Genomic DNA, 12573 nt, shown 5'->3' with positions numbered 1-12573 from the left:
CGGGCGATGTTGGCGCGGGCGGCGCCCAGCTCGCGAGCGGCGCCGACCTCGCGCAGCGCGCCGCCGCGCTGCTCGCACTGCTGGCGGGCGCGGTCGCCGGCGCGCTGCTGCTGGAGGCCGCGCTGTGGCTGCCGCTCGCGCTCGCGACGGCGCTCACGCTCGCCACGCACGCGCTCGACCGCCCGGCGCCCGCGCCGGCATGACGCGGCCGCCCGGCCTCTCAGCGCCCGCGCCGGCGTGACGCGGACGCGCCCGCCGGCGTGTGAAGCGACTCAGCCCTCGCCGTCGTCCAGCAGGTCAAGCACGAGCTGTGCGACCGCGTGCGGGGCGTCGGTGATCGAGAAGTGCGCGGCGCCGGGGATCGTCTTCAGCGTCACCTGCGGCGCGGCGTCGAGGATCGCCAGCTCCGCGTCGGTGATGCCGACCTCGTCGCGGTCGCCGCGGCCGAGCCAGACCGGGGTGGAGGCGGTCGCGAGGCGGCTCGCCAGCTCGCCGCCGTGCGCGGCCATGTGCTCGAAGAAGCCGACGACCTGCGCGCGGTTGGCGGCGCGCGGGTTGCGCTTCATCTCAGCCATCAGCTCGTCGAAGCGCGCCTCCGGCAGGCGTCCTCTCATCCCGTGCTTCAGCGTCGGGTTGATCCCGAGCCAGACGAGCGTGCCGACGACCGGCGTGTGGCTCGCCTCGTCGAGCGAGCGCAGGTCGTCCTCCTCGTCCTCGCGTGAGAGCGACGGCGAGAGCAGCAGCAGCTTGCCGCGGAAGTTGCCGCGCGCGGCGATCTCGATCGCGACGTTGGCGCTGAAGGAGTGGCCGACGATCAGGTCGATCGCCTCGGCGGCGGCGAACTCCTCGACGAGCGCCGCGTAGCTCGCGATCGAGTAGTCGAAGCCGTCCGGCGCGGGCCGCCCCGCGAAGCCCGGCGGGTCCGCCGCCAGCGCCGCGACCCCTGCCGTCGCGAGCGCCTCGTCGGCGAGCACGTCGGTGAAGAAGGCCGAGCTGCAGAACAGCCCCGGCAGCATCAGCACCCTCCGCCGCGGCTGCGCCGGGTCGTTCTCGACGACCGGCCATCCCGCCGCGTCGCGGCGCCGCAGCGCCGTGTCTCCGATCGTCACGGTCAGCTCCTCGCGGTGGCGGACGACGCGGCCGGGCGCGGTGGCACGCCGGCGGCCGCCCGCGCCTGCTCCGGGTACCAGGCGGTGAACTTGAACGCGCCGACGATCAGCGCGATCGGAAGAATCCAATTGAGCCAGTCGGTGCCGCTGTCGACCTGCTGCGCGATCACGCCGAGGATCGCCGAGACCGCGAACACGAGACCCCAGACGAGCGTCAGCATGCGATTGATCTGCTTGAACAGCGGGCTCTCCCAGATCTCCTTCGGCGCCTGCTCACGCGCGTACTGCTCGGTGAACGGGACGAACGCCAGCGAGCCGAGCACGACGATCGCGAGCGCGCCGCTGGAGATCGCCTGCGAGTAGTCCTCCAGCCAGCTGAGCTGGTCGCGATCGAGCACCAGCCCGGCGATCGTGAGCGCGCCGAAGAACGCGATCGACGCGATGTCGAGCAGCTTGAGGCTGCCGCGATCGGGCGTCGGGATCAGCAGGATGAGCGCGGCGAGCAGCGCCCCGCCCGACGCGTACTCCCAGCTGCTCGGACTCGCAACGACCCAGAAGATGATCCACGGGACGAAGCCGCGGAATGATTTGGCTCCCATGCAGGCGAGTGTGACGGTGACGTGACCCCGCACCGAGGTGACGCCGTCACCGCACAGCTTTGCGTGTGAAAGCTGCAACCAGCGGGTCAGCCCGCTGTCACCGTGACTGGGGTGGCTCCTCCAGCGGCCGCTCAGAAGTCCATCAGCTGCTCGAACAGGCCCTTCTTGCGCTTCTTGCCGGACTTGCTCGACTTGCCGCTCTTGTAGACGTCGAGCGCCTTGCGCGCCAGCAGCTCGGCCGCTTCGCGCTCACTCGGCTTGCGGCCGCTCGGCGGGGCGCCCGCGTAGGGCGCGGCGGGCGCCGCCGGCGCGTTGCGACGGCCTTCGACCTCGCGCAGGAAGTCCTCGTCGGGGTCGCCGCCGGCGAGCTGGCGCTCTCTCACGAGGATCTTGTCGAGCTCGCCGCGGTCGAGCCAGACGCCGCGGCAGTCGGGGCAGGCGTCGATCAGCACCTCCGCGCGCTCGACCTCGATCAGGCGGGTGCCGCAGGTGGGGCAGCGCAGCGGCTGACCGCCGCGCTGAGCCGGGATGCCGTTGATGCTCATGCGCGCGAGGCTAGCCAGATCAGTTCAAGAACGCATGAAGGTGCTCTGAGCGGTCGGCTCCGGCGGCGGCTTCAACGCCGCCGCCAGAGCCGCCTCGCTCACCAGGTCCAGGCGCCGTGCTGCGTGCTGCAGGCGCGGTTGCCGCCCGCGGCCGCGGTGCAGCGCGTGGCCGCCCGGTAACGGCGGTCGACGAGCGTCTGCGTGCGCTCGCGCGCCTGCTCGACGCGATCGCTGTACAGCGCCTCCTGCGCGACGGCGGTCGTCATCCGGCCGCCCTTCGTGCCGCGCCAGTTCTTCGCCGCGTAGGCGCGGCCCTCGGCGAGCGTCGGGAACTTCGGCGCGCCGACGAGGCGGTCGCCGACGCGCTGGCTCAGCAGCACCGACGCGGTCACGTAGCGCTGCTCGGCGGCGAGGCCGCGCGTGCCGCCGCCGAACCGCTTCGTCGCCTTGCTCAGCGCGGCGCCAGTGGGGATCGCGATCCCGAGCCGTCTCGCCTCGGTGCGCACCTGCGCGCCGGTGATCAGCGTCTTCAGCGCCTCGGCGGCCGTCTGTCTGGAGGGGTCACGCGCGTCGTCGTTGAGCAGGCGGCCCATGCGGCGCACCTGCGCGGCGGTGATCTCCGTCGTGCCGACGCGGGCGACGACGGCGTCGCCCTTGACGGCAGCGGCGGTGGCACCCGCGGCGCCCGCGTCGATGCCGCGCGCGGCGGCCGAGGACGCGATCAGGATCACGCGCCGCTCGTTCGTCGCTCTGCCGGGGAAGTCGTAGTCCGACGGCGCGAGCGCGGCATGCTGCGCGCAGAAGAGGCCGAGCTGGCCGCAGGCGGCCTCGGCGACGTTCTTCGCCATCACGGCGTGGCCGGCGCGCGAGGGGTGGATGCCGGTGTCGTTGGGGAAGACCCACGGTCTGTCGTCCCACGACTGGTGCTGGGCCCACGGGTCGAGCGAGGCGGTGTCGACGAAGGCGATCCGCCCGTCGCGACGCTCCTGCGGCCAGCGCGTGCGCGCCGCCGCCCGCGCTCTGTCGACCGCGTCGCGGATCGCGTCGTTGAGCAGGCCGGAGACGTACGCCGCTTGATCCCACTGCGACATGCCGTTGTCGCCCTTCTTGCTCGTGCAGGCGGTCGCGGAGGCCGGGCCGGCGAAGAAGTTCATCTGCTGCCAGGTGCCGAACGTCGTCGGGCACGCGAGGTGGTAGCCGAGCACCAGCACGCGGTTGCCCTGCTCCAGCAGCTGCGAGTAGACCGAGGTCAGGTGCTCGCCCTGCTTGTTGACGGCCCAGTCCTGCTCGAAGCAGCGGCGCAGTCTGTCGCGGCCGGCCTCCTCGTACCCCCAGATCCAGCCTCTGGCGCCGGTGCACTTGGCGTAGTCGCCCTTCGTGTCGGCGAACCAAGCGGCCGGGTAGGCGAAGTCGAACGAGAGGAAGTCGGCGAGCAGCTTGTTGGCGCCGAGCGTCATCACGACGAGCGAGTCGTCGATCGCGGCGGTCTGTCTGGAGAAGCCGCCGGGGGTGTTGTTCTTGTTCGTCGGATCGCCCGCGATCGGCTGCGAGTCCCAGTGCGCGGGCCGTGCGCCGGAGACGCCCCAGTTGCGGACGGTGGGCGCTCTGCCGAGGCCGGCGCGCTCCGTCGCGCTGCTCAGCCACGTGCCGAACTGCGCGGCGTAGGCGACGTTGCCGGAGGTGGCGCCGTCGTTCTGCCACGGCAGCCCGCCGCGGCGGTTGTTGGAGCAGAGGTTCTCCGGCAGCTTCGGGAACTCGGCCTCCTGGTTGCAGTCCTTCAGGCTCAGCCACGAGTTGTCGACCGAGCTGTTGCCCGGGCCGCAGACGTCGCTCGCGCCGCAGTAGCCGAAGGCGGCCGTGACCGAGTCGCCGAGCGCGACGACGTCGCGCGAGGCGTCGGCGCCGCCGACGTCGACCGCGACGCGCTGCTCGCCACCGCCGCCGCGCAGCGCGGTGCGGAAGGTCAGCGTCACGACGCCGGTCGCGCCCTGTGCGGGCGTGAAGCGGACGAACTTCGCGAAGCCCTCGCCGCCGACCGGCGTGACCGTGCCCGACGCGGCCGCGTCGACGGTGATCGGGGCGCGGCCGGCGAAGCAGTCGCGCGGGACCGGGACCGAGGCCGTTCTGCCGGCCAGGATCGCGATCTGCAGCGCGACGCCGCCGCCGCGCGCCGGCTGGTCGCAGGCGAACGGCGACGACGAGGCGGCGCTCGCACCACCCGCGGCGAGGCCGAGCCCTCCGAGCGCCACGACGCTCGCCAACATCGTCGTTCGCAACATGCTTCGTCTCCTCGTTGACTGCTTCATCTAGCTACGTGCTCTCAGCAATGCGGCGCGCGACTCGGCTCTGCGCCCGGCGGCCAGCTCCAGCTCGATCGCGAGCGGCAGACCGGCCGCGATCAGCGCCGGCGCGTCGGCCGGGTCGGCGTTCCAGCGCAGGCGCCGGCCGCCGTCGGTCAGCGCCAGCAGGCCAGGCCGCTCGAGCGCGCGGGCGACCGTCTCGCCGGCCTCCGGAACGCGCGCCAGGTCGGCGCTCGCGTAGGCGGCCGCCGGCACGTTGCCGCCCGGCAGCGGCCGCACCGTCGTGCGCGGCAGCTCGCCGTCGAAGGCGACGCCGGCGAACGTCAGCATGAAGGCGCGCGCCGGTCTCGCCAGGCCGCTGCGGGCGGCGCCCGGCAGCGGCAGCGTGACCGTGACCTCGTTGCGCTCCGGGTCGAGGATCGCGCCGGAGGGGATCGCGCCGCCTCTCGCCGGCACGAAGACCGTCCGCCGCACCGCCGCGTCGGCGCTCGCGCGCGTCTCGACGGCGATTCTGTCAGCGCGCGCGACGAAGACGCGGTCGCCGGCGCCGACCTGCGGCTGCTGCTCCTGCGCCGGGGTGCTCGGCGCGGGGCTGCTGCGCCACGTGTCGGAGCCCCAGCTGACCGGGATCCCGATGAAGCTGCCCTCGAAGCGGCCGCTGTTCGGCTTGAAGGCGACGTCGACGCCGTTGGCGCACTTGTCCCACCACAGCATGTGGACGCAGCCGCCGGCGCGGGCGCTGCCGTTGCGGACCCAGAAGTTCATCCCGCTGAGCCCGATCCGCAGCGACGAGCGCAGCTCGCCCTGCATGTAGACGGAGGCGACGTAGACGCCGACCTCGCTGCGGGGGATGACGAAGTCGAAGTCCCACTGCTGCGGCAGCGACACGTTCATCGTCGTGTCGTACGAGAGCGGGCCGAGGCGCATCGCGCTGCACAGCCGCAGCATCAGCTCCTTGCCGTCTCTCTGCGGCTGCAGGCGGGCGATCGAGCAGTCGCGCGGGTCGCCGTCGAGCCGCACGCCGTCGGGCGCGTACGCGAACAGCGCGCCCGCGCGCATCCCCAGCGGGCCGACGTCGGCCGTGTACTGGAAGGCGCCGGCGGCGGTCGCGACCGCGCCGTCTCTGTAGGAGAGCAGCAGCCCCGCCTCGGCGGCCATGATGCGCGTGCGCGCGTTGACCTCGGCCGTCTTCGCCGTCCACGAGCCGTCCTTGCGGACGAACTCCAGCCGCGCGTCGACGTTGCCCTCGGCGAAGGTCGTGTCGGCGAAGCGCAGCCGTCCTCTGCCGCGCAGCAGCGCGCTGATCGCGCTGTTGTTGGCGCTGAAGCGACCCTCGACGTCGATCGTCGACTCGCCCGCGTCGAGGCCGCCGGAGAAGGCGACGTCGACGTGGCGGTTGGCGCCGCCGGTGTCGATGTCGAGGTCGAGCGCGGTGCGGCGGAAGGCGACCGGGCCGGCGTCGAAGGCGCCGACGCGGACGGTCCCTCTGACCGCGAAGTCGGCCGTGCCGTGCTTGCGCATCGACGCCGCGAAGGTGACGGGCGTCGGGCCGACGGAGCCGTCGAAGCCGAGCGCGAAGCCGGGCTCGATCTTGTAGCCGGGCTTGCCGGGGGAGGGGTTGCCGATCGTGCAGCCGGTCGGCGCGACGACGATCTGCGCCCAGTTGGCGCTCAGCGGGCCGAGCGTCAGCACCGGTCTGCTGCCGCCGGGGCCGCCGAGCACGGCCGGCAGCTGGCCGACCTCCAGCTCGAGGCAGGCGTTCGTCTGCGAGATGCTGAAGGTGACCTTCGCGGGTGTGCGCGCCGGCATCCCGAGCGAGCTGCTCCAGCCGTCGGGCAGCGTCGCGTCGGCGGCGATCCCGAACGAGGTGTCGGCGCCGACCGAGGCCGAGACGAGCAGTCTGCGCACGTCGAGCCCCTGCTGGCCGAAGGCGTCGCGGACGGTGCCGTCTCGCAGCGACGGGTCGCTCGTGTCGACGCCGGCGCTGAGGTTGACCGACGGCGCGCCGAGGTTGATGCCCGCGGCGAGGAACAGCGGCGTGCGCGAGGCGGCGACGCCTCTGGCGCTGTTGGCCGGCGTCTCCAGCGCCGCCTTCGCCGCCAGCTCCAGCCGCAGGCTGGTCGCGCCGCTGTAGTCGAACGACATCTCCGTGCTGGTGAGGCCGAGCCGCGTCTCGTCGGCGCGCGCGGAGCTGCCGATCACGTAGATCGGGCGCGCGAATCTGACCGCGGCGGTGCCGGAGAGGCCGTAGCCGTCGGTGCTTCTGGTCAGCGCCAGCGACAGGTCGGCGCGCACGCCGAGCGCGTCGCGCAGCGACTCCGGCAGACGCTCTCTCGGCAGGTTGAGCGCGCCGCTGAGGCGCACGTCGCCGGCGCCCAGTCTGATCGCTCTGCCGGCGACGACGACGTCGGCCGCCTTGCTCGCGTAGGCGAAGCGGACCTCGTCGACCATCGGCCGGCTGCCTCTGCCGGCGGGGAGGCCGTCGGGCGTGAACTCGCCGAAGGAGCCGGTCAGGCAGTAGCCCGATCTGGCGAACTCGCCGTCGGCGGTGAAGCTCTCGCCGAGCAGCCTGCCGCGGGCGCTGACGCCGAACGCCAGCTCCTGGTCGCCGGCGAGGGTGGTCGGGGCGGGGTCGGCGGGCGCGGGCGGCGCGTCGGCCGAGGCGGTCGCGCCGCCTGCGGGGCGGCACCAGTCGGGGCCGTCGGTCGTCAGCTTCAGGCGCACGTCGGTGAGGCGCAGCTGCTCGGGGCCGAAGCCGGCGAGCTGGGCGCCGCCCTCGAATCTGACCGCGAAGGTCGACAGGTTGACGGCGGCGATGCCGTACCACGGCACAGTCTGGTCGTAGACGTGCGCGTCGCCGCGCACCTCCATCGCGAGCCGCACCTGTCTGGTGCTGCAGCCGGTCTCCTCGGCCGTGCAGGCGTTCGTGATCGCGCCGCGGACGCTGACGCCGGTGAGCGCGTCGGAGGGGCTCCAGCCGTGGACGGCGCCGGTCAGGCTGACGGTGAAGGTGTCGTGCGAACCCTCTCTGGCGTCGTCGTCGCCCTCGTAAGGGGCGCGCTCGAACGTGCCGGCGACCTCGTCGAGCGTGACGCCGTCGCCGAGGCTGAACGCTCTCGTCTGGGCGATCGTCAGCTTCCACTGCGAGGTGCTGGCGAACTCGCCGCTGGCATGCGCCTCGAAGTCGTCACGGCCGGTCGCGACGCGCACGTCGGTCGCCAGCGCGATCCCTTCGCTGTCCCACTGCGCGGACATGCCCTTCACGAAGACGTTGGAGGTGAGCGCGATCTCGCCGTCGGCGGGGTCGCTTCTGAGCGTCAGCGAGCCGGTCAGCGTGCCGTCGCCGCCGGACGGGGTGTGGGCCGCTCTGGCGCGCGGGGAAGATGCTCTCGCGTCCGCGTCGCCGTCGCCGGTTCTCGCGTCGTCGTCGCCATCGGCGGGCGCGGCCGGGCGCTGAACGGCGGCGTCGGGGTCGGTCTGCAGCGTGCCGCTGCCGGAGAGCGCGACGGTGCGGTCGTCGACGCCGTGCAGCACGACGAGCCGCTCGGCGCCGACCGTGACGCTGGTCGCGCCGTCGAGCGTGACGGAGCCGTCGAGCGTGACGCGGCCGTCCTGACCGGCCGGCGCCTGCGCGACGCTTCTGAGCGCGAAGCGGCGCTCGGCGGGGACGTAGGCGAGCGTGCTCTCGCCGGCCGGGAAGGTCCAGCCCTCCGGCAGCGGCAGCAGCTCGACGCCGTCGTCGAGGCCGATCTGGGCGCGCAGCGGGCCCCATCTGCCGTCGTCTCCGAGCGGCGCGGCGAAGCTGCCGACGCCGTCGGGCTCGACGCGCAGCCGCGGCGGGAGGTCGCTCCACCAGCCGTCGGGCAGGTCGAGCCAGCCGGAGGTGAAGGTCAGGCCGGCGGGGGTGACGGAGCCGGCGACGTCGGCGAAGACGAGGTCGCCGACGCGCACCTGCGTGGTCGAGAAGGCGATCCGCGCGCCGTTGTCGGCGCAGTCGGCGCCGGCGGCGGTCGCGCCGCCGAGCGTCACGCGCGCGCCGTCGGAGAGCACGATCGCGTCGGTGGCCGTGCCGGCGGCCGTGTCGTTCCAGAGCTGGCAGAACGGGGAGGCGGCCTCGTCCTGGGCGGCGGAGGCGCCGGGCGCGATGCCCGCGGTTCCGCCTGCGGCGGCGGCCGACGCGCGACCACGTCTCGACGTCGCCCGTCTCGACGCGGCTCTTCTGCTCGCGGCCCGTCTCGTCGGCCCGACGACGTGGATCGTCTCGCGCGTGCGCACGACGCGGCCGGAGACGACGGCGCGGACGCCGATCACGAAGCTGCGGACGCCGCGGGGGACGACGAACGCGAGCGTGCGGTCGCTGACCGTGCGGCCCTGCAGCGCCGCGCGCGGTCCGCGCACGACCGACCAGCGGACCCGCTCCAGCTCGCCACCCTGCGGGTCGACGTGCAGCGCGACGCGCTGGCCGGCGCGGGGGCCGGCGAGGGCGCTGCCGCTGACGTCGAGCGCGCGGATCACACGCGCTCTGGAGGCGTAGAGGCGAACGGCGCCGTCAGCGCGCTCGGCGACGCGCAGTCTGCGCGCGCCCGGCTTCAACGTCGCGGCGCGGTGCGGCAGCACGACGACGGTCGCGACGCCGCGCGTCTCGCCGCGCCAGTCGCGCGCGGTCAGCGCGAAGCGCAGCCGCGTCGCTCTGTCGACGGTGGGCGCTCTGACCTGCGCGGTGAGGACACGGCCGGCGGCGCGCCCGCTCGTCGGCGTCTGCCAGTCGACGCGCTCGCACGGGCGGGCGCCGCAGAGCTGCTGCCAGCGATAGTCGACCGGCAGGCCGGCGTCGTAGCGGCGCAGTCTCGCGGTCAGCACGATCGGCGGGCTGTCGACGCCCGCGCCATCGCCCAGCACGCGCGCCTTGGAGGTCGACAGCGCGACGCCGAGCGGGCGGCGGACGGTGAAGCGCTCGACGGCCGTGGCGGTGCGCGGGCGGGACGAGGATCTGCCCTCCCGCCAGCTCGCGCTCACACGCACGCTGGCACGGCCGGCTCTGCGCGCGAGCAGGCCGACGCGGACGGCACCGTGGCCGCCGGCCTGCGTCGCGCCGATCGCGGCGCAGCGCAGCGTGCGGCCGCGCACGGGCGCGCATTCCCAGCCAGGGGCGTGGACGCCGCGGACGCGGTAGGCGGCGGGGATCCGCACGACAAGGCGCGTGCCGCGCACGACGGTCGCGCGGTCGACCTGGCGGCTGAGCGTGATCGTCAGCGCGCCGCTGCCGCCGGCTCTCAGGGCGGTGTCGCCGACGGCGCCGAGCCCGAGCGCGCCGATCAGCGCCGCGCGCCGGCCGGGCTGGTCGACGGCGGTCGCGTTCGTCTCCTGCGCGCTGAAGGCGTAGTCGCGCGAGACGTCGCCGAGCGGCGCGTAGCCGGAGGCGGTGTTGCTCGCCGCGGTCGCCAACGGCGGTGCGGCGAGCGCCGCGGGGAGAGGGGAGAGCGCGGCGGGGGCGGCGGCGACCGCGACGGGTGCCGCGGCAGCCGAACCCGGCGCGGCCGCGACGGCCGTCGCGGGGACGGCCGCGGCCGCGAGCACCACCGCGGTCGCGAGCATGGACTTCATCGCGTCACCTCCGCCTCGTAGCGACGTTCGCCGGGGCCGGCGACGAGCAGCTCGTAGCTGCGGCCGGCGCGCAGCGGGACCGTCATCGGCCGGCGCGGGGTGACCCGCACGGACCGTCGCGCGCCGCTGCCGCTGTCTCTGACGAGCATCGTCAGCGGCCCGTCGAAGGAGCGCAGCAGCAGTCTGCCGGGGCGCCGCAGCGTGCGCACGGCGTGGAGGTCGCGGCCGCGGGCGGTGACGCCGAGGATGCCCGGCGCGCCGCGCTGCAGCGATGACTTGCGGTGGGCGAAGGCGTCGCCCAGGCGGGTCACGCCGGCGCCGTCGACGACGCGGCCGAACTGCGCCAGCTCGCCGTCGTCGTGGCTCACCATCGCGGTGCCGCCGGTCGCCTCGATCGCACGCAGCACGCGCGCCGTCAGCGCGCGCGGCGAGTGGACGGCGATCGAGACGCGCACGCGGTCCTTGCGCAGCGCGTGCAGCTGGTCGAGCAGCAGCCGCTGGTCGCCGAGGTCGTCGGCGATCAGCGCGATGCCCTGCTGGCCGCGCGGGGCGTCCGCGGCGTCGAGCAGGCGGCGGGCGCTGCGCAGCGCGTCGGCGGCGGCCGCGGGGTGGACGGCGGCCGTCTCGGCCGGCGGCGCCGGAGCCTCGCGCTGCGCCGGGGTCGCGGGCGGCACCTCGACGGGCCGGGAGCGCATGAGGGAGGCGGTCGCGGCGAGCTGCTCGGAGGTCGGCGCGGGGCGGTCGTCGACGCCGTGGGCGTGATCGGCCTCGTCCGCGGCGGACTCCTCCTCGTCGTGGCGCTCGCCGCCCTCCTCGCTGCCGTGCGTGTAGCCGTCATCCGGTCTGTTCCCGGGGGCGGCGGGGTCGGCGATCGGCGTGATCGTCGGGTCGTCGTCGAGGTCGCGCTCGCGCCCGATCTCGCGGTCGACCGGCGGATCGGCGGCGGCGTCGCCGGCGAGCGCGTCGTCGATCCGCGCGGCGGCCGGCGCGACGAACGGGTCGACGTCCTGCACGCCGCTGGCGTGGTCGAAGGTGACGACGGCGACGCGGGCGCCACGGCCGAGCCGTTCCAGCACCTGCCGCCCGGCGGTGACCTCGGCGGCGTCGTCGCCGGTGGCGGCGGCGCGGGCTCTGCCGCCCGCTCTCGCCTCGGCGCCGGTGCCGACCGCGAGCACGACCGTCGGTCTGTCGCAGTGCTCGGCGTAGTCGATCGTCAGCACGCAGATCTGCTGCGCGGCGCGGGCCTCGCCGTACTCGTCGACGAGCGCCTGGCGGAAGACCGACCACTGCCGTCTCGCCTCGCGCGCGGCCATGCTGACGGCCCGCTGGAAGTTGGTCGCGCCCTCGACGAAGATGCGGCCGCGCGGCGTTCCGGGCTCGGTCGTGCGGCCCGTTCTGAGGTCGATCAGGCCCTTGTCCTTGTTGAGGCCGAGGTCTCTGTTGGACTCGCCGTGGATCACGCGATCGTGGCCGCAGGCCTTCTTCGGGTAGCAGGAGCCGGTGAAGTTGTCCGGGACGTTGTCGCGGTAGCCGACGCGCAGGTCGAGGAAGGGGGCGAGGTCGTGGCGGTCGAGGCCGATCGGGTTCTCGGGCGAGAGGCGGCGGGCCGGGTCCTGGTGGTCGGCCCAGTTCGTGTGCGAGTAGAAGTCCTCGGCCATGTGCAGGACGTAGCCGAACGGCTCGAGCACTCTGCACTTCGGCCGTCCGCTGCGGACGCCGTTGAAGACGCAGGTGGGGCTGAAGATGCCGGTGCCGGGGTTGGCGGTGTCCGCTCTGCCTCTGGAGACGAGGTCTCTGGCGGCCGGCACGGCGCCCCAGTCGGGCGTCGCCGGCGGGAAGTCGTTGTCGCCGATCACTCTCGTGCCGTAGAGCTTGTCTCTGCCCCACTGGATGCACTCGTACAGCCGGCGCATCGCGACGTAGTAGCCCTGTCCGTACGCCTGCAGGCCGTGCAGCGCCGGCACGAGGTAGTCGCTGTTGTCGCAGTGCCAGTAGTCGCGGTCTCTGTGCAGGTGCAGCGGGATGTTGTCGGGCGCGCCGACCGCGCCGAAGCTGCCGCGCTTGCCGGCGAGGTTGTCGAGCGAGGCCGGCTGGAAGCACTCGGGCGGCTGCACGCCCGCGCCGCACTGCAGCGCCAGGCGCGTGACGCGCTCGTGCTCGCTGTGCTGGCCGAGGATCCCCCAGACGGTGCCGAACGCCTGCGCCGAGGGGGCGACGACGGCGCCCGCGAGCAGGGTCAGCGCGACGACGAGCGCCGTGCGGCCGGCGGTCGGCACCGCGCGCGGGCTGAGCAGGTGACGGCGTGGGCGAACCTGCCGGTCTCGGCGGTCGTCGGCGGGCATGGGAAACGGTCCTTCTGTCGATCGGCACGTCGGCGGCGCGACGCGGCCGCCACGTTCGCGCGCGGCGGGCTCCT

At 74.5% G+C, this 12573-nt stretch carries 7 protein-coding genes; 1 reads left to right on the top strand and 6 read right to left on the bottom strand.

Annotated elements, in window-relative coordinates; genetic code table 11:
• The coding region (locus R7226_RS21670; protein ID WP_318599404.1) for a hypothetical protein at nt 1-203 on the top strand (203 nt) is incomplete at its 5' end.
• A 69-nt stretch (nt 204-272) separates the two neighbouring features.
• Here R7226_RS21670 and R7226_RS21665 read toward each other — a convergent pair.
• The 6 genes from R7226_RS21665 to R7226_RS21640 all read right to left on the bottom strand — a co-directional run bounded on the left by R7226_RS21665 (nt 273) and on the right by R7226_RS21640 (nt 12499).
• Entirely contained in the window at nt 273-1109 is an 837-nt protein-coding gene (locus R7226_RS21665; protein ID WP_318599403.1) for an alpha/beta fold hydrolase, read from the bottom strand.
• Nucleotides 1110-1111: 2 nt separating this feature from the next.
• A complete protein-coding gene (locus R7226_RS21660; protein WP_318599402.1) occupies nt 1112-1708 on the bottom strand; it encodes a DUF3159 domain-containing protein in 597 nt (198 codons plus the stop codon).
• Nucleotides 1709-1839: 131 nt separating this feature from the next.
• A complete protein-coding gene (locus tag R7226_RS21655) occupies nt 1840-2253 on the bottom strand; it encodes a TFIIB-type zinc ribbon-containing protein (RefSeq protein ID WP_318599401.1) in 414 nt (137 codons plus the stop codon).
• Between the two features lie 98 nt (nt 2254-2351).
• Nucleotides 2352-4532, bottom strand: a complete 2181-nt coding sequence (locus R7226_RS21650; RefSeq protein ID WP_318599400.1) for a SurA N-terminal domain-containing protein — start codon at nt 4530-4532, stop codon at nt 2352-2354.
• A 27-nt stretch (nt 4533-4559) separates the two neighbouring features.
• Entirely contained in the window at nt 4560-10157 is a 5598-nt protein-coding gene (locus tag R7226_RS21645) for a hypothetical protein (RefSeq protein ID WP_318599399.1), read from the bottom strand.
• Entirely contained in the window at nt 10154-12499 is a 2346-nt protein-coding gene (locus R7226_RS21640) for a hypothetical protein (protein ID WP_318599398.1), read from the bottom strand. The genes R7226_RS21645 and R7226_RS21640 overlap by 4 nt, the downstream gene beginning before the upstream one ends.
• Nucleotides 12500-12573: the final 74 nt, after the last annotated feature.

The sequence above is a fragment of the Conexibacter stalactiti genome (assembly GCF_033542075.1).
GTDB lineage: Bacteria > Actinomycetota > Thermoleophilia > Solirubrobacterales > Solirubrobacteraceae > Conexibacter > Conexibacter stalactiti.
Note: the sequence above shows the minus strand (reverse complement) of the source record. Positions and strands in the feature narration are given on the sequence as shown.

Excerpts from the sequence above, each read along its gene's own strand:
- R7226_RS21660 (WP_318599402.1), bottom strand. The coding sequence starts at position 1,708 with ATGGGAGCCAAATCATTCCGCGGCTTCGTCCCGTGGATCATCTTCTGG.
- R7226_RS21655 (WP_318599401.1), bottom strand. The coding sequence starts at position 2,253 with ATGAGCATCAACGGCATCCCGGCTCAGCGCGGCGGTCAGCCGCTGCGC.
- R7226_RS21650 (WP_318599400.1), bottom strand. The coding sequence starts at position 4,532 with ATGTTGCGAACGACGATGTTGGCGAGCGTCGTGGCGCTCGGAGGGCTC.
- R7226_RS21645 (WP_318599399.1), bottom strand. The coding sequence starts at position 10,157 with ATGAAGTCCATGCTCGCGACCGCGGTGGTGCTCGCGGCCGCGGCCGTC.
- R7226_RS21640 (WP_318599398.1), bottom strand. The coding sequence starts at position 12,499 with ATGCCCGCCGACGACCGCCGAGACCGGCAGGTTCGCCCACGCCGTCAC.